General features: G+C 60.8%; 18 protein-coding genes. 11 read left to right on the top strand and 7 right to left on the bottom strand.

The genetic code is table 11. The features are described 5' to 3' along the window. Positions 1 to 10: 10 nt before the first annotated feature. Complete coding sequence (gene minC, locus QCL51_RS18820) at positions 11 to 772, bottom strand: septum site-determining protein MinC (protein WP_021782475.1); 762 nt, start codon at positions 770 to 772, stop codon at positions 11 to 13. Between the two features lie 111 nt (positions 773 to 883). On the opposite strand from minC, the gene QCL51_RS18815 reads away from it, so the two are divergent. Then, positions 884 to 1819 carry a lipid A biosynthesis lauroyl acyltransferase gene (locus tag QCL51_RS18815; RefSeq protein WP_021782474.1) on the top strand — a complete coding sequence of 312 codons (936 nt, stop codon included), beginning with the start codon at positions 884 to 886 and terminating at the stop codon, positions 1817 to 1819. Between the two features lie 145 nt (positions 1820 to 1964). Then, positions 1965 to 3113 carry a patatin-like phospholipase family protein gene (locus tag QCL51_RS18810; protein ID WP_021782473.1) on the top strand — a complete coding sequence of 383 codons (1149 nt, stop codon included), beginning with the start codon at positions 1965 to 1967 and terminating at the stop codon, positions 3111 to 3113. Positions 3114 to 3200: 87 nt separating this feature from the next. On the opposite strand, the gene QCL51_RS18805 is transcribed toward QCL51_RS18810, so the two are convergent. Together QCL51_RS18805 and QCL51_RS18800 are read right to left on the bottom strand one after the other, a co-directional pair. Then, positions 3201 to 4028: a VacJ family lipoprotein gene (locus tag QCL51_RS18805; RefSeq protein ID WP_021782472.1), complete on the bottom strand. Its 828-nt coding sequence runs from the start codon at positions 4026 to 4028 to the stop codon at positions 3201 to 3203. Continuing rightward, complete coding sequence (locus tag QCL51_RS18800; protein WP_021782471.1) at positions 4021 to 5319, bottom strand: serine protein kinase PrkA; 1299 nt, start codon at positions 5317 to 5319, stop codon at positions 4021 to 4023. Before QCL51_RS18800 ends, QCL51_RS18805 begins: the two co-directional genes overlap by 8 nt. A gap of 190 nt (positions 5320 to 5509) precedes the next feature. Between QCL51_RS18800 and QCL51_RS18795 the strand changes: the two genes are divergently transcribed. Then, positions 5510 to 5863: a hypothetical protein gene (locus QCL51_RS18795; protein WP_101196187.1), complete on the top strand. Its 354-nt coding sequence runs from the start codon at positions 5510 to 5512 to the stop codon at positions 5861 to 5863. Between the two features lie 289 nt (positions 5864 to 6152). On the opposite strand, the gene QCL51_RS18790 is transcribed toward QCL51_RS18795, so the two are convergent. Beyond that, on the bottom strand, positions 6153 to 7718 hold the full coding sequence (locus QCL51_RS18790) for a beta-1,6-glucan synthase (RefSeq protein ID WP_028698287.1): 1566 nt from the start codon (positions 7716 to 7718) through the stop codon (positions 6153 to 6155). Between the two features lie 197 nt (positions 7719 to 7915). On the opposite strand from QCL51_RS18790, the gene QCL51_RS18785 reads away from it, so the two are divergent. Beyond that, complete coding sequence (locus QCL51_RS18785; RefSeq protein WP_021782468.1) at positions 7916 to 8776, top strand: glycine betaine ABC transporter substrate-binding protein; 861 nt, start codon at positions 7916 to 7918, stop codon at positions 8774 to 8776. Positions 8777 to 9170: 394 nt separating this feature from the next. Here the strand turns inward: QCL51_RS18785 and QCL51_RS18780 are convergent, their stop codons facing one another. Next, positions 9171 to 10703 (bottom strand): IS66-like element ISPpu15 family transposase, encoded by a 1533-nt coding sequence (locus QCL51_RS18780; protein WP_338444004.1) that lies wholly within the window; start codon positions 10701 to 10703, stop codon positions 9171 to 9173. A gap of 18 nt (positions 10704 to 10721) precedes the next feature. Continuing rightward, positions 10722 to 11081, bottom strand: a complete 360-nt coding sequence (tnpB, locus tag QCL51_RS18775; protein ID WP_009687920.1) for an IS66 family insertion sequence element accessory protein TnpB — start codon at positions 11079 to 11081, stop codon at positions 10722 to 10724. A 182-nt stretch (positions 11082 to 11263) separates the two neighbouring features. On the opposite strand from tnpB, the gene QCL51_RS18770 reads away from it, so the two are divergent. The 7 genes from QCL51_RS18770 (at position 11264) to QCL51_RS18740 (ending at position 18982) form a co-directional block, all read left to right on the top strand. After that, positions 11264 to 11575, top strand: a complete 312-nt coding sequence (locus tag QCL51_RS18770; RefSeq protein ID WP_021782467.1) for a DUF485 domain-containing protein — start codon at positions 11264 to 11266, stop codon at positions 11573 to 11575. Further along, a complete protein-coding gene (locus QCL51_RS18765) occupies positions 11572 to 13236 on the top strand; it encodes a cation acetate symporter (protein ID WP_021782466.1) in 1665 nt (554 codons plus the stop codon). Before QCL51_RS18770 ends, QCL51_RS18765 begins: the two co-directional genes overlap by 4 nt. Positions 13237 to 13390: 154 nt before the next feature. Beyond that, the gene (locus QCL51_RS18760; protein WP_021782465.1) at positions 13391 to 13876 is read left to right on the top strand and encodes a hypothetical protein; all 486 of its coding nucleotides are present in this window, start codon (positions 13391 to 13393) and stop codon (positions 13874 to 13876) included. Between the two features lie 68 nt (positions 13877 to 13944). After that, positions 13945 to 14436, top strand: a complete 492-nt coding sequence (locus QCL51_RS18755; protein WP_028698289.1) for a CS1 type fimbrial major subunit — start codon at positions 13945 to 13947, stop codon at positions 14434 to 14436. 74 nt (positions 14437 to 14510) lie between these two features. Further along, the gene (locus QCL51_RS18750) at positions 14511 to 16979 is read left to right on the top strand and encodes a CS1-pili formation C-terminal domain-containing protein (RefSeq protein ID WP_274119203.1); all 2469 of its coding nucleotides are present in this window, start codon (positions 14511 to 14513) and stop codon (positions 16977 to 16979) included. 54 nt (positions 16980 to 17033) lie between these two features. Next, positions 17034 to 17807: a pilus assembly protein gene (locus tag QCL51_RS18745; protein ID WP_033739140.1), complete on the top strand. Its 774-nt coding sequence runs from the start codon at positions 17034 to 17036 to the stop codon at positions 17805 to 17807. A gap of 11 nt (positions 17808 to 17818) precedes the next feature. Continuing rightward, on the top strand, positions 17819 to 18982 hold the full coding sequence (locus QCL51_RS18740; RefSeq protein ID WP_238090224.1) for a hypothetical protein: 1164 nt from the start codon (positions 17819 to 17821) through the stop codon (positions 18980 to 18982). Positions 18983 to 19055: 73 nt separating this feature from the next. Here the strand turns inward: QCL51_RS18740 and QCL51_RS18735 are convergent, their stop codons facing one another. After that, positions 19056 to 19208, bottom strand: a complete 153-nt coding sequence (locus QCL51_RS18735) for a DUF3309 family protein (protein WP_003252624.1) — start codon at positions 19206 to 19208, stop codon at positions 19056 to 19058. Positions 19209 to 19381 lie beyond the last annotated feature (173 nt).

The raw sequence follows: 19381 nt of genomic DNA, 5'->3' as shown, positions 1-19381 counted from the left end.
CAAGTATCCGTTAAAGACGGGTGATGTTCAACACGTCACCAGACAGGCTGACTTGCACGCTGGTACCCCACAGTGGATCCCGGCGCAGGTCTTCGCAGACCTTGTACTGGCCAGCGATCGAGACCATTTCGGCGGTCATCTGCTGGCAGAAGATACGCGCCTTGGTGTTGCCTTTGATGCCGGCCAGGGCGCGGCCGCGCATGGCGCCGTACACATGGATGTTGCCATCGGCCAGAAGTTCCGCACCTGGGCTGACCGAGGCGGTAACAATCAGGTCTCCCCCCTGAGCATAGATCTGTTGGCCACCGCGTACTGGCGAAGTAATGATGCGGGTCGGGCGCACCTCGGGTTCGGGGGGCGGTGGTGGCGCCGGGGCCGGTTCGGGCTTTTTGACCACCTCGGGCTCTGGCTCCAGCGGCCGTTCGCGGGCCCCTGACGGCGGCAGCACCGGTAGGTCGATGGCGATGGCGGCGGCGATGTCCTCGATGCGGTTGGCGCGTATGGCCAAGGTACGCAGGCCGTGGTGGCGGCAGATTCGCATCAAGCCGGGCAGGTCGACCGCCCCTTCGTCGGCCGGCAGCTTGTCCAGCGCCAGCACCAGCGGTGTATTGCTGAAGAAGTTCGGGGCCTGGGCGACTTTGGCCGCCAACTGGCGGTCGAGGGCTTCAAGGTCATTGCGTGCCAGTTCCAGTACCGTAATGGCGAGCATGCTGCCCTTGAGCTGGAACACGGAGGCGGTGTCGGGTGTGTGGTTTGGGCTCATGGTCTGCATAGACGGCTTGTTGCGAAAAAAGTGCCCTGACTTATAACGAGAACACCGGTTGCCCGCAACATGCGCTGATCCGTTGTAGAATGCGCGGCCTTTGTCTTTCCGGATGCTTCAATGGAACGCCCGCGTTTTCGTCCCTATTACCTTCACCCCAAGTTCTGGGGCCTGTGGCTGGGCCTGGGCCTGCTGTGGCTGGTAGTCCAGTTGCCGTACCGGGTGCTGCTGAAAATCGGTGCCGCGCTGGGCGCTGTCATGTATCACTTTGCCGGTGAACGTCGGCGCATTGCCGCGCGCAACCTGGAACTGTGCTTCCCGGAGCTGTCGGTCGACGAACGGCAGCGTTTGCTCAAGGCCAACTTTGCCTCAACCGGCATCGCCTTCTTCGAAATGGCCATGAGCTGGTGGTGGCCCAAGGCCAGGTTGGCGCGCCTGGCCCATATCGAGGGCCTTGAGCACCTGCAAGCCGCCCAGCAGGCGGGGCAGGGCGCGATCCTCATGGCGGTGCACTTCACGACCCTGGAAATCGGCGCCGCGCTGCTCGGCCAGCAGCACACCATCGACGGCATGTACCGCGAACATGGCAATGCGCTGTTCGATTTCATCCAGCGCAGCGGCCGCGAGCGGCACAACCTCGACTCGCTGGCGGTGGAGCGTGAAGACGTGCGCGGCATGCTCAAGCTGCTGCGTTCGGGCCGGGCGATCTGGTACGCACCGGACCAGGACTATGGCGCCAAGCAAAGTATCTTCGTGCCACTGTTCGGCATCCCGGCAGCGACGGTAACGGCCACTACCAAGTTCGCCCGGTTGGGGAAGGCGCAGGTGATTCCGTTCACCCAGAAGCGCCTGGAGGATGGTAGCGGCTATCGGCTGGTCATCCACCCGCCGCTGGCGGATTTCCCCGGGGAAAGCGAAGAGGCCGATTGCCTGCGCATCAACCAGTGGGTCGAGAGCGTATTGCGCGAGTGCCCCGAGCAGTACCTGTGGGCGCACCGCCGTTTCAAGTCGCGGCCCGAAGGGGCGCCGCGGCTGTATGACAAGAAAAAGCGCTGAACCTTGTAAGCAGGCCTGGCCTCTTCGCGGGTAAACCCGCTCCTGCAGGATTACCACAGGTTCTGCATATTGCGGGGCCCTGTGGGAGCGGGTTTACCCGCGAAGAGGCCGGGCATGAAAGCACCTTGACCCCAGGAAGGACTCCATGGCTCCACCCCCGGTAACCGGTCTCATCCTTTCTGGCGGCGGCGCCCGCGCCGCCTACCAGGTCGGCGTGCTGGCGGGCATCGCCGAGTTGCTGCCCGCCGGCGCGCACAACCCGTTCCCGGTCATTGTTGGCACCTCCGCCGGGGCCATCAACGCTGTCACCCTGGCCAGTGGTGCGGTGCACTTCAACGACGCCGTGCAGCGGCTCACTGCCTTCTGGCAGAATTTCCGCAGCCATCTGGTCATCCGCAGCGACTGGCCCGGGGTCGTGCGCCAGGCCAGCCGTTTCGTCGGCCACAACCTGCTGGGGCTGGGTGGCCAGGCCCCTGTGGCGTTGCTCGACAGCAGTCCGTTGCGCAGCCTGCTGCAAACGCACCTGAACCTGGATGGTATCGGCCACGCCTTGGCCGCCGAGCAACTGCGCGCCGTGGCGGTGACCGCCTTTGGCTACGAGTCTGGCCAGGCGGTGACCTTCTACCAGGGCCGCGGCACCATCGAGGCCTGGCTGCGTCACCGGCGTATTGGTGTACCCGCACCGCTGACCATCGACCACCTGCTGGCCAGCGCGGCGATTCCGCTGCTGTTCGCCCCGGTGCAACTGGGCGGTGAATATTATGGCGACGGTGCAGTGCGCCAGTCGGCGCCGATCAGCCCGGCCTTGCATCTGGGCGCCAGCCGGGTGCTGGTGGTCGGGGTCAGCGGAAACCCGCAGCGGCCAGCGCCACCGGTGCCGCCCCAACGTGTGTTCAGCGGGCAGCAACCGAGCCTGGCGCAGATCGGCGGGCACATGCTCAACAGTACATTCATCGACAGCCTGGAAGACGATATCGAACTGCTGCAGCGCCTCAACCACTTGAGCGGGCTATTGCCGGCGCACCTTGATGCCCGGCGCCTGGGGTTGGCACCGATCGATGTTCTGGTGGTGGCGCCCAGCCAGCCGCTGGATGAGATTGCCGCTCGGCACCGCCGTGAGTTGCCGGCGGCGTTGCGCCTGTTTTTACGTGGGCCAGGGGCGACGCGCACCAGCGGGGCGGGGGTGTTGAGCTATTTGCTGTTCGAGGCCAGCTATTGCAGTGAACTGATCGAACTGGGGCGGCGCGATGCCCTGGCCAAGAAGCGCGAGCTTTGTGAATTCCTGGCGATTTGATGTTGTCTGTGCGGGCCCTTTCGCGACAAGGGGGTGCGCCAATACCTGTGTAGGAGCGGGTTCATCCGCGAAAGGGCCGCAGCAGGCTTACTCGGCTATCTGCAACTTGCGCGCCTGGGTATATACATACCGCACCTTTTCATACTCGAACGGCGAGTTGAGCTGGCCATAGCGGAATTTGGTCGTATAGCGCTTGTCCACCACGCGCAGGGCGAAGATTTCCGGGTGGTCGCTGCTGACTTCAGCCACGTTCAGGTAGTTGACTGCCTGCTCTCCCGCATAGTCCACCACAATCCCGGTGGTATCGCGCAGGTTCGATGGCCCTAGCACCGGCAGCATCAGGTACGGCCCCTCTGGTACGCCATAGAAGCCCAGGGTCTGGCCAAAGTCCTCACTCTGGCGCGGCAGGCCCATGCTGGTCGCCGGGTCCCACAGCCCACCCACGCCGATAATGGTGTTGAACATCAGTCGCGCAGTGATTTCTGCCGAGCGCTTGGCTTTGAGCTGCAACACGCTGTTGAACAGGTTCGGCACATCGCCAAGGTTGTTGAAGAAGTTGCTCACCCCCGTGCGCACGAAGCTTGGGGTGACATACTGGTAGCCATTCACCAGCGGCAGCAGTACCCATTGGTCCAGTCGGTAGTTGAAGTGATAGATGCGCCGGTTGATCGACTCCAGCGGGTCGTACACGTTAAGCGCCGCCAAGGTTGAGCGCTCGAACTCGCGCTGATCCAGCCCAGGGTTGAATTTCAGCTCACGCAGCGGGTCGAGGAAGCCATCAGCTTCAGGCACTAGGGGCGCGGTACCGACCACCTGCGGGTCGGCCTCGACCACGCTGGCTCGCGGTGCGGTTTCGGCGGCCAGGGTGTGACCAGCGGCAAGCAGGGCAGTGGCGAAGAGGAGTTTGTTAACCACGGAAGAACTCCAGCATGGCGTCACTGTTGACGCGATAGTTGAGGTTGCCGCAATGGCCGCCATGGGGGTAAAGGGTCAGTCGGTCACCGAACACCTTGCGTAAAAAGCCAATGTCGCCCGGGCCGAGAATGACGTCGTCGGCGTTGTGCATCACGGCGATCTTGTCACTGCTGCGCAGGTAGTCTTCCAGGGCATACAGGCTGACCTGGTTGACCAACTGCAGGATGCTGTTGCCGTCGGTGCGGGCGCGCCACATCGGAATCACCTGCTCGGTCATGTAGCAGTCGAAGTCGCACTGCAGGGCGCGCTTGAAGAACGGCGTGAGGCTGCTGCCTTCGGTGATCGGGAACTTCGGCGGAATGATCAGGCCGCGGCGGTTGATCAGGTCGGAGGTAAAAGCAATGTCCGCTGCCGAGAAGCGGAACGAAGTACCGATCAGCATGGCCATCTGTTCGTTGGACAGGTGCTGGCGCGACTGCTGGAAGTCGTACAGCAGGGCGTCGTTCAGGTCGATGTAGCCCTTGTCCTGGAAGTAACGGGTGAGCTTTTCCAGCATCAGCTCGTAGAACGTGGTGCTACGGTCGATGCCCTTGACCTGGGTTTGCACCAGTTTGTCGAGGTTGTTGATCGAGGTGTAGAGGTTGACCGGTGGGTTGAGCAGCAGCACACGCTTGAAGTTGAAGCTGCGGCGGGTTTCGTCCAGGTGGCTGACGAAGGCGGCGTCGAGCGCACCCAGGCTGTAACCGGTGAGGTAGAAATCACTGACCGGCAGGCGTGGATGCTGGGCGCGCACGGCCTGCATCACCCGGTACATGTCTTCGGCGTCTTCCTGGCTGATGCCGGGGGTAGCAAAGCGTGAGGCTGCACTCATGAAGTCATAGCTGGTGGGCGATGACAGTTGCACCACGTGGAAACCCGCCTTGTAGAACAGCTTTTTCAGGTATTCATTGATGCTGCTGCTGTAGGGCGCGCCGGTGCCGGCGATGATGAAGATCAGCGGCGCTTCGCGATCCTGTCGAGCCAGGCGGTACTTGAGCTTCTTCACGGCCCAGAAGTTGTCGGGCAAGGTGAACTCACGTTCCGGGCGCAAGTTCAGGCTGTAGTCGGACTGATTGATTTCATCGTCGTTTGGCAAGTCAGGGCGCTTGTCCGGCGGCGTGGTGGCGATGGTCGCCTCGAACGGGTTGGTCAAAGGGTAGCCATAGCTGGCAGCGTCGATATCCCGCGCTGAAGCGGCCACAGCCATGAGCAGGCTGCCGAGCAGGGCAGCGAGGCGCAAAGATCGAAGCATTTAATCCCCCAAGAGAACGCAAGGTCGAGCAGTGTGCAGGCTAGGACCACAGCCAGGCGGGCAAAGTTGCCCGCTGCGGTGGCCTTTGGCGTACTTGCTATCTGCAACATAGCTGCCGGGGTGTGATTTTGCCTTAGAAACGGGCATAAGCGATCATGGACGTTTTCGATTACCGCTATTGGAGAACAGGATGTCTCGTTCGCTGCCGACGGTGCTGCTGTTGCTGTTTCTGGGGCTTTGGCTCGCGGCCAGTTATGGTGTGCGTTACGGCCTGATGGAGGATGGGCAGTGGGTAGGGCTGTGCGCAGTGCCGACGGCGTACTGGCAGTGCGAGGTGCGTTCGCTGCTGGGGTTGGGCATTCACCATCAGGTAATGGCCTGGGGCGGGCTGGGTCTTGCGCTGCTGGCGCAGGTGGCTCCCGGCCGCGCTGGCTGGTGGCTGGCGGTGCTGGCCCTGGTGTTCGCGGTGCCGGCGCTGGTGCTGTATACCGCCAGCATTGCAGTGTTTGCGCTGGTATTGGCGGGGTTGCGCCTGGTCAGGTAATTGCGGTGCGGCTGACAGGCGTCCGTTTTGGAATTTGTGGTGGGGCGGAGATCGAGCGCCGCCCGCGCGGCGCATCGCGAGCTGCGCTCGCTCCTACGTTTGTTTTTGGCCAGTAACGCCTGTGGCAGGCGCGCGCGACCGCCTTCTCGTACGACGCGATATCGAGCCATGCGCCAAGGCGTACGCGCGCAAAACCCACAGGAATGACTGGCCCGAAACAAACGTAGGAGCGAGCGCAGCTCGCGATGCGCCGCGCGGGCGGCGCTCGATCTCCGCCCCACCGCAAAAATCAAGCCTGGCGTAACCGCAAACTCCGCCACAACGCCGCTGTCATCAGCACACTCACCACAGCCCAGCTCCAGGCCTGTTGGTTCTCCAGCCCTTCCACGAACAACTGCGGCGCCACCCCGGCCCCGACGATGAACGCCAGCAACGCCACCTCCGGCCGCCGCGCCCGCACCGGCCACAACACATACACCAGCGCCGGCAACGCCAGCGCTGCGCTGGGGAAACTGCGGTAGCGTGGGTCGAACACCAGTGCCAACATGCTCACCGCCGCCGCAAAGCCCGCCGCCAGCAACAGCCAGCCAGCTTGCACCTGCAGCCGGGCGAACAAGCGCTCACGCCAGCCGGCTCGCCGCGCCAGCGCCAACAACGCATGGGCCAGCACCAGCAGGTTCAGCCCGGCCAGCATCAGTGCCCATAACCACTCCCCGGCAAAGCGCGCATGGGTACGCATCAACTCGCCCCACAGGCCCAGGCAAGCGGCGCCAAACGCCGCCAGCAATGGCAGCAGCAAGGCCGCCATCGGTGTAGCGGGGCGCCCGGCCAGCACCAGCATGATCACCATCAGCACGGCACTGGCCAGCAGCCACCGCGGCCAGTCATGCAGATTGCTCACTGGCCCTTCGAGCACACCCTTGTCCTGCCGGTCCGCGTCGTATAACCCCCAGTAGCCGCCCACCGCGCCCTCATTGACGCGTTTCCATGGCTGATCGAAGGCTTCGATCAGGTTGTAGTGCCAGCCATTGCGCTCGGCCATGGCCACAAAGCCGCGGATGAAGCGCGCTTCATTGACCCGGCTGGGTACCGCAGTTTCGCGTTGGCGGCCTTCGCTGGGCCAGCCGGTTTCGCCAATCAGTATGTCCTTGGGCGCGAAGCGTGTGCCGAATACCCGGCGCACGTCGGCGACGTGGGCCAAGGCCTCGTCGATGCCACGCGGGTCGTCCTCCCAGTAGGGCAGCAGATGGATGGTCAGGAAGTCCACTGCCGGGGCCACCTGCGGGTGCTGCAGCCAGAACTCCCAGACATCGGCGTAGGTCACCGGTACCTTGACCTGGCTCTTCACCCGCCCGATCAGCTTGGCCAGGTGGGCACCGGTCACCTCCTTGCGCAACAGTGTCTCATTGCCGACGATCACCGCGCTGACCACGTCAGGGTTGGCGTTGGCAGCGGCGATCAGCAGGTTGATTTCCTTCTCGGTGTCGGCCGGGTGGGCATTCACCCAGGCGCCCAGCATCACCTTCAGACCGTGCTTGCGTGCCAGCGCCGGGATTGCCTCAAGACCGCTCATGGAATAGGTACGGATGCACTGAAACCGCTCGGCCAGTAACGCCAGGTCGGCGTCCATCCGCGCCGGGCGCAGGCGAAACGGCTGGTCGTAAGGCGATTGGTCTTTGTCAAAAGGTGTGTACGAGGCGCACTGCAGCTTGTGTGCAGGGCTGGCCGCATCGGGCAGGTGCACTGGCTTGCCCAGTCCGTACCAGAGCCCCCCCAGCCCGAACAGGGCCAGCAGGCAGGCAAGCAGGTACAACGGTAACAACAGGCGGCTACAACTGGGCATCGGGCGGTCCATCGTCTGGCACAAAAGGTTAGATAGTAGCCCGGCGCCAAACCTTTGGCATGCAAGGATCGCGCAGGCCGCTGCCGGCCGATGGCGCTAATGGCATAGTGCTGTCGCATATGGGGCGGGTACAGGTCGCAGCTGGATCAGGTCGTCTTGTGTTGCAGGAAGATGATGCAATCTCCAAGACCTGACGAGGGGATGCTTTGATGGCAACTTTGAAGAAAATGCGACGTTTACTGGGTGTGGGCACCGCCCTGGTAATGGCCATGAGCGCTGCACAGGCTATGGCCAAAGAAGTAAGCATTGGTTACGTGGATGGTTGGGCCGACAGCGTGGCGACCACCAACGTGGCTGCCGAAGTAATCAAGCAAAAACTCGGCTACGACGTGAAGTTGCAGGCCGTTGCCACGGGGATCATGTGGCAGGGTGTGGCAACTGGCAAGCTCGATGCCATGTTGTCGGCCTGGTTGCCGGTGACCCATGGCGAGTACTGGGCCAAGAACAAGGACAACGTGGTCGACTACGGCCCGAACTTCAAGGACGCCAAGATCGGCCTGATCGTCCCCGAGTACGTCAAGGCAGTGAGCATCGCCGACCTCAAGACCGATAACAGCTTCAAGGACAGGATCGTCGGCATTGATGCAGGCTCCGGTGTGATGCTCAAGACCGACCAGGCAATCAAGGACTATGGCCTGACGAGTTACAAGTTGCAGGCCAGCTCGGGCGCTGCGATGACTGCGGAGCTGGGCCGTGCCTATGCCAAGCACCAGTCGATTGCGGTGACCGGTTGGGTTCCGCACTGGATGTTCGCCAAGTGGAAGCTGAAGTTCCTCGAAGATCCGAAAGGCGTATATGGCGCGTCGGAAACCGTTAACAGCATCGGCAGCAAGGAACTGGCAACCAAGGCACCGGAAGTGGCGGAGTTCCTGAAGAAGTTCAACTGGCAGTCCAAGGACGAGATTGGCGAGGTGATGCTGGCGATTCAGGAAGGGGCCAAGCCTGAAGCGGCAGCCAAGGACTGGGTAGCCAAGCACCCTGATCGTGTGAAGGAGTGGACTGGCAAGTAACTTTGGGCGTTTCACGTTGTTTTTTTAACGCCAGTTAGATCGAGCGCCGCCCGCGCGGCGCATCGCGAGCTGTGCTCGCTCCTACGTTTGTTTCGGGCCAATTATACCTGTGGGTTTTTCGCGCGAACGCCTTGGCGCATGACGCAATATCGCGTCGTACAAACAAGGCGGTCGCGCGCGCCTGCCACAGGAATGACTGGCCCGAAACAAACGTAGGAGCGAGCGCAGCTCGCGATGCGCCGCGCGGGCGGCGCTGGTTTTATGCCCGACCGCAAAACCTGAACCGGTCCCTTGCCACCCCTGGCCAAATCTCTTCTTTGTTACGCAATCGGTAAAACACCGTTGCATCGTAACCGATCCATGAACCCCACCTACCACAAGGTGGAAGCCAAGGTTACCGTGGCATCTCTGGCGAACAGTTCCATGGCAGCAGCGCTTCGTAGTCTGCTACCGATGAGGCGTGCGGCAGTCGCTCCAGGACGTGGCGCAGCCACGTATAGGGCTCTTGGCCGTTGACCTTGGCGGTTTCGACCAAGCTGTAGATCTGCGCGCTAGCCGTGGCTCCCTTGGGCGTGTCACTGAACAGCCAAGCTTTGCGCCCGATCACAAACGGCTTTATGGCCCGCTCTGCCAGGTTGTTGTCGATCGGCAGGTGGCCCGCCTCGACATACCGCTCCAAGCGGTTCCAGTTGTTTGCCAGGTAAAGCACCGCCTTGCCCAGTACGCTTTGCGGTGTCACCTGTGAGTGCGTCTTGTCGAGCCAACTTTTCAACTGCTCAAGGATCGGCAGGCTTCGTTCCTGACGACCGAGGAATCGCTGTTCATCGCTGGCATCCTTGAGGTCGCGTTCGATGCCATACAGTTTGTTGATCATCGTCAGCGTAACATCGGCGCGACCGGTCTTGCCCTTAGGCTGCACCTTCTGCGCTTCGACGAATTTACGCCGGACATGCGCCATGCACGCCAGTCGTTCAACGCCCGGCTGTAGCGCCAACGCGCTGTAGCCGGCGTAATCATCGGTCATCACGTAACCGCGATAGCCCTCCAGCAGGCGCAGCGGCACCTCCTGCGCGCGGCTGGTGGTGTAATCGAACAGCACGACTTGTCGATCAGGCGGGCCACTGGCCTGCACCCACATCCAGGATTGACTGGTCGGATCACGATCCGGCTCTTTGAGCACCTGCACGCGAGTTTCATCGCAATGGATCACCGGGCTTTCCAGCAGGCGGTCACGCATCAGGTTCAGCAGTGGCTGAAAGTGTTCGCTGCACTGGATGACCCAGCGGGCCAGGGTTTGCCGGGGGATCTCGATACCATGTCGGTTCAGCACCGTCTCGAAGCGGTGCAGCGGCAGGCCATCGACGTACTTGGTGGTCAGCAACATCGCCAGCACGCTGGGACTGGCCATGCTCTTTTCAATCAATTGGGCCGGCTTGTCAGCGGTGACCGGCGCGGTTTCGCAGCCACGGCAGCCATAGATTTTGCGTACGTGTTTAAGCACACGGATCTGCATCGGCACGATGTCGAGTTGTTCGCTGGTTTGCTCGCCAATCACGTGTTTGCGGCAACCACAGGCGCAAGTCAGTTCGTGCTCGGGCAAGTCATGAATGACTTCAATGCGTGGCAGGTCAGCCGACAGTGGCTTGCGTTTGCCGTGCTGCTTGCTTGGCGCAACAACTTCTTCGTCGGCATCATCAGCGGTAGGTACCCACTGACTTTCGGGTTCATTGAACAACGCCAGTTGGGGCGTGTTGGACTCGACGGTTTGCTCGGACTTGCGATTGAATAATCGGTCACGCAGCAGCTTGACCTGTTCTTTAAGGTCGACGATCTGACCTTTGTCGACCGTGCGCTCGGCCAACAACTGCGCAAGCAGTAGTTTGAGCGCGACAGGGTCGTCAGGAAGGTTATCGGGCACTGAAATCATGGCCCGGATTATACCCGGTCAGGCGACGAAACGAGGAGTCAAAACCTGATGCGGACGGTTGCGCCAGAGATCGAAACCGTCGAGTAGCCAATTCAGTTCCTGGACGGTCAGTACGATAGCTTCGTCGGTCGCGTCGGGTGAAGTTTTGAAACGCTCGGCTTCGAGGCGCTTGAGCCAAAGGCAGAAGCCGTTGCGCTCCCAATACAACACCTTGATGCGGTTACGGGCTTTATTGAGGAAGACGAAAAGTACCGGGTCGAACACGGCGACCTTGATGTCCAGTTCGACCAGGGCAGTGAGGCCGTCGATGGACTTTCGAAAGTCCACGGGCTTGGGGTAGAGGTAGACTTTTTCGACTTTGCTGTCGGGGCGCATCATGGTGGGCTGGCTCCAGAAAGAAATCGGGAGCACAGCATCGGGAATCAGGTGGACGGTTGGAATGTGGGGATGATGGATCCCTTACGTTGCATCTAAGACTAAGGTCGTCTGGTTGGCGTCCGGCAGCCGCATAAAGTAAGGGTGTGGGTTCTTCCCCTACCTGTGCTGCTAGGACAAAAACAATGAACGACAGCATTTACCTCTCGATACAAAACAGCCCCCGTTTCAAGGAGCTGGTCACCAAACGCGAACGGTTCGCCTGGATTCTCTCGGCGATCATGCTCGGCCTTTACTGCGCCTTCATCCTCCTGATCGCCTACGGTCCTCATGTGCTGGGCACGAAGCTCAGTCCTGAGTCATCGATTACCTGGGGCATTCCCCTGGGCGTCGGCCTGATCGTCTCGGCATTCGTCCTGACCGCCATCTACGTGCGCCGCGCCAACGGCGAGTTCGATGAGCTGAACAAGGAAATCCTGAAGGAGGCGCAACAATGATTCGCTCTGTCAAAGCTCTGGCCGTACTGGCCTGCGGAGCCTTTGCACCCGCCGTGTGGGCCGCAGATGCCCTGACCGGCGAGGTGCAGAAACAACCGCTGAACGTTTCCGCCATTGCCATGTTCGTGACCTTCGTCGCCTTCACGCTCGGCATCACCTACTGGGCCTCCAAGCGCAACAAGTCGGCATCGGACTACTATGCTGCCGGCGGCAAGATCACCGGCTTCCAGAACGGTTTGGCGATCGCTGGCGACTACATGTCAGCCGCCTCGTTCCTGGGTATTTCCGCGCTGGTGTTCACCTCGGGTTATGACGGCCTGATCTACTCGATCGGTTTTCTGGTCGGCTGGCCGATCATTCTTTTCCTGATTGCCGAACGCCTGCGCAACCTGGGCAAGTACACCTTTGCCGACGTGGCCTCGTACCGCCTCGGGCAAAAGGAAATCCGCACCCTGTCGGCCTCCGGTTCGCTGGTGGTGGTGGCGTTCTACCTGATCGCGCAAATGGTCGGCGCCGGCAAGCTGATCGAGTTGTTGTTCGGCCTGGACTACCATGTAGCGGTGGTCATGGTGGGTATCCTGATGTGCCTGTACGTGCTGTTCGGTGGCATGCTGGCCACTACGTGGGTACAGATCATCAAGGCTGTGCTGCTGCTGTCCGGTGCCAGTTTCATGGCGCTGATGGTCATGAAGCACGTGGGCTTTGACTTCAACACGCTGTTCACCGAAGCGATCAAGGTACACGCCAAGGGTGAGGCGATCATGAGCCCCGGCGGCCTGGTCAAGGACCCGATCTCGGCATTCTCCCTGGGCCTGGCACTGATGTTCGGTACTGCCGGCCTGCCGCACATCCTGATGCGCTTCTTCACCGTCAGTGATGCCAAGGAAGCGCGCAAGAGCGTGCTGTACGCCACCGGCTTCATCGGCTACTTCTACATCCTCACCTTCATCATTGGCTTTGGTGCGATCCTGCTGGTCAGCACCAACCCGGACTTCAAGGACGCGGCAGGCGCTCTACTGGGTGGCAACAACATGGCCGCGGTGCACCTGGCCAATGCGGTGGGTGGCAGTGTGTTCCTCGGCTTCATCTCGGCGGTGGCCTTTGCCACCATCCTGGCGGTGGTGGCTGGCCTGACCCTGGCCGGTGCCTCGGCGGTGTCCCACGACCTGTATGCCAGCGTCTGGCGCAAGGGCAAAGCCAACGACAAGGACGAGATCCGCGTATCGAAGATCACCACTGTCGCCCTGGGTGTGCTGGCGATTGGCCTGGGGATTCTGTTCGAGAAACAGAACATCGCCTTCATGGTCGGCCTGGCGTTCTCCATTGCCGCCAGCTGCAACTTCCCGGTACTGCTGCTTTCGATGTACTGGAAGAAGCTGACCACCCGCGGCGCCATGATCGGCGGCTGGCTGGGCCTGGTGAGTGCGGTGACGCTGATGATCCTTGGCCCGACCATCTGGGTACAGATTCTCGGCCACGAGAAGCCCATCTACCCGTACGAGTACCCGGCGCTGTTCTCGATGGCCATTGCCTTCGTCAGCATCTGGTTCTTCTCGGTCACCGACAAGTCCAAGGCAGCTGAGGATGAGCGCGCGCTGTTCTTCCCGCAGTTCGTGCGTTCGCAGACTGGCCTGGGTGCCAGCGGGGCGGTCTCGCACTAACGTCAACCCCTTGCATTGAAAACGCCCCGCCTGTCGGGGCGTTTTTTATTTTATGCAGTCAGAAACAGCCTACATACAGAGTGAGGCTCTGCCCATAAAGTTTCCTCATGTCGTAAGGGCATCTATAGATGCCGGCACATTTGGGGAATGTTCAATGAAGTTACGCTGTTTGATCACCTTCGCTCTCCTTGGCGTGGCGGGCGCTGCCGGGGCGAAGGAAATACCGCAGGACATCAGTGTCCAGGCTGTCGTGTCGGTTCCTGAATTTCAGGTGAACTCGGTTGACAGTTGGTGGGAAGACGTACTTCAGGCTGAATATGACCCAGATCGGGGTGTCTTCAAGCAAATTGAAAAAGAGGTGTTTGTAAAAAGTACCTACGGCCCGATCTACGCGAAAACCGACCGTTCGGAGTATCGGTTTACCCGGGTGGGCGGTGGAGAAGCGCCCCGTCGATACCACATCATGTTGAATCGCAAAAGAATGGGCACGGCACCGGTTGAAATCGTCAGTGCTGCTGAAGCCGCTCAGGGAAAAAGCATTCAATTCAGGTTCTATCCGATGCCGGAAGCGTCGTCGACTCGCATACCCGGCACCTATGTCACGCAAGCCACCTTGATGTTCGAAACAGGGGCGCCCTGATTCGCAATTCCATTCGGGTGCTCCAGTGTGCCCGCTATTTGTTGTGCAACCGTTAAAGGAAGTTTGATGTGAAATCCTATGTATTGGCTGTCCCGTTCCTTGCATTGTTTGCCGGTGCCGCTGTCGCGTCCGCCCCTGAGCCGATCACCCAGAATATTTCAGTGACGGCGATCATTCCCGGGAATGATTTTTCAGTGACCCCCGTAGGGGACTGGCTGGATAAAGGCGTGACACTTGAATATGAGTCGGAGCGCGAAGACTTCAAGGCGGTCAGTGAAAAGTTCTCGGCACAGAGTGATGTCGGCGCTATTCAGGCCCACCTGCTGCACACGGCATCGCTGCAAGACCCACAAACCGACGAGAAGATTGATCTTATCATCACTGTTGGGGATAAAAAGATGGAGTTGACGCCCGCGGAGGTCATGAGCGCGGAAGATGCTAAAGTTGGCAATGATCTTCCCATTACGTTTAATGCCATAAAGCCCGGCAATGGTTATGTAAAGGGTGAGTATGCCGGGACAGTGAGCGTGTTGTTTGAAACTTCCTCCAGCAGCCTTTGATTGAAGCAGTGCCGCCTGCCTCAACTTACTGGATGTTTACCAGTGTAGGGGCAGGTGTTGAAGTGGATTGAATCATGTTCCAGTTTGCTGCACCCGGCCGCGCACTCGCTGTCTGGCTGCTGGGTGCTGCCTGCCTTTTGCCCCTCGAAGTGTTGGCCGCGCGCGCGTCCAATGCCATTGATCTGGATACATTCGGGCGTTTGCCAGAAGACTTCGAGGCGCACTTTTTCGATGTGCCACTTGCCGTGCGAGTGGAGCTGGATCAACGCTACCTCGGCGATGCCATGGTGGTGCTGAGCCGTGATAACCGTGTGCAGTTGCTGGCGTTTACCGACACTGAGCAGAGCACAGAGCCGGCCACACTCAGGCAGTTATGGCAACAGCGCCTGGAGGGCGGGCGCATGCTGGGCGACTGCCTGCAAAACTGCCCGGACGGGTTGCAGGCTATCCATTACAGCCTGGCTAATTCCCAGTTGTCATTGCTGACGTCCAATGCCGAGAAGCGGGAGCAGGACGCGCTCTTTCACCGCCTCCCGGAGCAGAGTGACGCTGGGTTGCTGCTGCGTAACCAGCTCAACCTGGTCAATGATGGCAATCAGACCACGGGCAGAATCGGCCTGCTCGGTCAGGGCAACCTGCATAACTGGACGACGCTTGCCGATGCACGCGTGGATCGTAGCCCATCTGAGCAAGGCGATATGCGTTACCGCATGAACCAGCTTTACGCAGAGAGCATGCACGAAGAGCATTTCTTTCGGCTGGGTTACTTCTCTACTGGCGCAGAAGGCCTCGTGCGCCAGCCAGCCCTCCTGGGGCGTCGCCCTGATAGCACGCTTGGCTTGATGCTGGGCAGCAGTGACAGCCTGCTGGTCGACAATGGCCAAGCCAGCGCCATCCCGGTCTATGTCACGCCGAACCGCCCGGGTATCGTCGAAATCTATCGCAATGGTTCGCTGATCAACAGTCAGCCGGTACAGGCCGGTTTACAGGCGCTCGACACGCGGGTATTGCCTGGCGGCATCTATGATGTAGAGCTGCGTTTGCTCGAAGACGGCCTGGAGACCTCGCGCAGCGAAGCGTCCATCTACAAGCCCAGCCGGTGGCAGAACATGGATAACCGCTGGCGCTACAACCTGTACCTGGGCCAGCAGGTCGAGCTGCTGAGCAACGGGGATGGCGAACGTGAACAGAGCCCGGTGTTCGGGGCCCTTTCCAACTACCTGATGCATCCTGCTGCGGTGCTGGGGCTGTCAGTGCAACAGGTCGATGCTGACCTGCAGTTGGGTACCTCGCTGGACTGGGACGTGCATGAACGGTTCAAGCTTTACGCCAGCCTCAATCAGACCCAAGGCCTGGGCAACGGCGGCGATCTGCAGTTGACCTACACCCATCCTTGGGGCTCGTTGCTACTGAGCCACAACCAGACCTGGCTGGAGCCTGGCAGTAGTGGTCGCGACGATACTTCACAGCGCCAGGTGCGCAGCCGCACCGCCTTTTCGATCAACCAGCGGATAACCGCGCGCAGTTCAGCGACGCTGCGCCTGGAACACAGTGCGGGCTCGGCAAGCGGCCTGGGTGCCGACCTGAGCTGGGCGTTCTACGGGAAGCTGCGGGGGCATCAGAGCAGTGTTCGCCTGTCACTTTTCGACAGGCCTGGAACGCGCAGCAGCGCCGGTGTCCGCAGCCGCGGTGTCAACGTTGCTGTAAGCATGAAGCTCGAGCGCGATGGCAAGCAGCTTGGGGTCGATGTGGGTAGCCGCGCCTCGCGTGAGGGGGGCAATGACCCCTACGCTTCGCTGTGGTATCGGCAGAACGTCGACCTGGGCCCCGTGCACAGCCTGGGGGGCAGCGCGACGCTCGACGGCTATGGCACCAGCCTGGCGGCCAATGGGCGCTTCCACAGCCAGGCGCTGCAGGGCGATGCCTATGCCCAGAGTTCCTCTTTCAACAATAACCTCAGCGGTGGCCTCAACCTGGAAAGCACCCTGGCGCTGGGCGCCGGGAAGCTGGCCATGGGGGGCAGCAACCTGCCGCTCGAAGCCGGCTTGATCATCGATGTCGAAAGCGATCTGCACGGTGTGAAGCTGCGCGCCAACGATGGCCAGGGCATGAGTGCAGTGCTGCACCCCGGGCGCAATATCGTGCCGGTGACGGCGTTCAAATCTGGCCATGTGCGTTTCGACTTCGACACGAAGGACGTGCCGCCAGCACAGATCCAACCCCTCGCTGTGGACTATCACCTCAACCGCGGTGGGGTGGGGTACCACGCAGTGAAAGTCATGCGAACGGTGACTGTGTTTGGCCGGCTGCTCGACGGGCAAGGCCAGCCACTGCACGGCGCGCATGTGGTCAATGACGCCGGGCGCACGGTTGTCGAGGCGGATGGCTATTTCAACGTGGAAATGAGTGAGTCACGGCCCACCCTGGAAATTCGCCATGGCACGGCAGGCAACTGCCTTCTGACATTACCGCCGGACAACTTTGATCGCGAGGATGACCTGCTGATCGTGGGTGATCAGCGGTGTGTGCCCAGTGTGGGCTGAGCCGGCTTTCTGCATGAAGCTGTAGAGGGCCCGATTCCCGGGTCGATGGATTGGATGTTGAGTAAACAGAGGTTGAAGATGCACAGGTTCACATTTCACTTGTCACCCTTGTTGTTCGTTGCGCTGATGCTGCCGTGGTTTGCCCAGGCCGGGCCACAGCTGGATGTCGGCACGCTCTATGACTACCTCGAACCAGGCAAGGGCACCTATGCCAAACGCATCTACAACCGGGGGGACAGTACCGCCTTCGTCAAAGTCAGCGTGCTGGAGTTGGTCTACGACGGTCAGGCAGAACCCCGTGAGGTGGACATCGATGAGCTGCCCTTCGACCAGCGCAGCGTTGTTGCCAGCCCAGCGCGGATGATCATCCCTGCACGCGGTATGCAGGCCGTGCGGTTGCTGTATCGCGGTGAACGGAACCAGGAGCGTTACTACCGGCTGCGCTTCGTCCCGGTGGTGCCGGAACAGGATGACAGCTTCGCACTGGATAAAACGGAGCTTGACGCTTACCGCAAAGAACTCAGTGCCGGTGTGCAGTTTCTGGCCGGCTACGGCACCATTTTGATTACCAAGCCTGCTGCCACGCAGTATCAGACCTCGATCGAGCAAGCCGGTGGGAAATGGACCGTGCGCAACGAGGGCAATGCGACGGTGCTGCTCGACAACGTCCAGGTCTGTGTGCTGAACGAGGAGGAGTGTGAGCCTCCGGCCAAGCACCATCTTCGCCCCGGGCGTAAGCGCGAGTTCGTCGAGAAGCCCGGTGTCGAATACCGCTTCGAGCTGGTGGAAGGCGATGCACGCAAAGCTATGAGCTTCAAGGCCGAGTGAGAGGTAGGGGCATGTTTCGCAAGTGTGCAATGCTGGTACTGCTGTCTGGCGTGTTGGGTTCGTCGTGGGCGCAAGCGGCCGATATTACGCTCAAGCTGCGTTACCGCGGCGAGACCCGGCAGTTTGAAAACCTGACGCCCCGGTCGTCCCCTGTGTGTACTCAGTTGCCGCAGCTTTGTGGCGATCCGCTGCAGGACCTGCTGGATGTGGGGGTCGAGTACTCGAAAACAGTCGATGGCGAAGGCGCCGACGGCTTCTACCTCTCGGCCCCTGTCCAGCCGACTACGCTACTGATGGTCCGTGACCAGACCGGTGAGCAAGTCAGCATGGACTTTGCCATTACCCACCTGGGCGGTGCGGTAACTTCGGACGATGGGGCACCGACGCTTGCGGCGCGCACGGGCCTGGACTCGAGTGGTTGCCAGGTTGCGTTGGCCAGCGCGGCCCATCGCCTGTTTCTGTGGTCGCCAGCCAGCAACGGTTGCTGGGCCAACGTCAATGCGGCGAATGCGAGCACTTACCACGTGAGTCACCTGACGCTGGGCTACAGGTTGAAGACGCCTTTACCGGCGAGCTTGAAGTCGGGCGTGTACCGAGGGCGCGTGGTCTATTCGATAGGCCCTGACAGGGATATAAGCCTGGGTTCGAGCCGAACGGTCTCCGGGCTCACGGACGATTCAGTGGCGATCAACGTCGAGCTGGAGGTGGTGCATGACCTTGAGGTGCGTTTTGAGCCGGGCTCCGAGCAGGTGACTCTGGTGCCGCGGCACGCGCAGGGGCATGGGAGCCGAGGGCGGGGTGCGGCAGACAAGCTGGAAAAAGACGTGACCTTCAGCCTGACTGCCAGTGGCCCGTTCAACGTCTGGGCGCTGTGCAGCACGGGGCTGGGCAGCACGTGCAATTTACGCTCGGCCAAGGGCCATGACATACCGCTGTATCTGGCCATGACCTTGCCAGGTGTGTCCTACCATGGCCGTTCGCTCTATCGGCAGGCAATGTCCTTTGGCGGAGCTGAGAACGCCATGAGCCTGGAAGTCCCGCCAGAGGGTGTGACCGGCAGCCAAGGGCAGTTGCATTTTCATGTATACCCTCGCGGTCACACCCAGGAACAGGACATGTTGCCTGGTATCGAGTATCACGCTGTGGTGACGATGGTGTTCGATGCGAACCTGTAGGACGGCAACCGGGTGTTGCGACCCGCTTGCCATTCACCTCAACTGGTTGGATGAAGTGGCTATCCGCAGCGCGTCATATCATCCCAAGCAACAGCAGTACCAGCAGAATCACCAACACCACGCCAATAATGCCGGAAGGGCCATAGCCCCAGCTGCGCGAGTGGGGGAAGACCGGTAAGCCACCGATCAGCAGCAGAATCAGGATGATGATAAGGATCGTGGTCATGTCAAAGTCCTTGCATGATTAGGGGGCAAGAGCCTGAGATTGCTGGCCTCTCGATAATTCGGACCGGTGCGGGTTGGCAAAGATTCCATCCCCGTGCAGCCGTCTGCCCAATCATGCCCCCCCATTCACTACCCTGATGAATCCTGCTGGATGGCAACGCCTTGATTAGACTC

The sequence above is a fragment of the Pseudomonas sp. LTR0 genome, assembly GCF_036630035.1.
Taxonomy (GTDB): domain Bacteria; phylum Pseudomonadota; class Gammaproteobacteria; order Pseudomonadales; family Pseudomonadaceae; genus Aquipseudomonas; species Aquipseudomonas putida_Y.
This window is presented reverse-complemented; position numbering and strand designations above follow the sequence as displayed.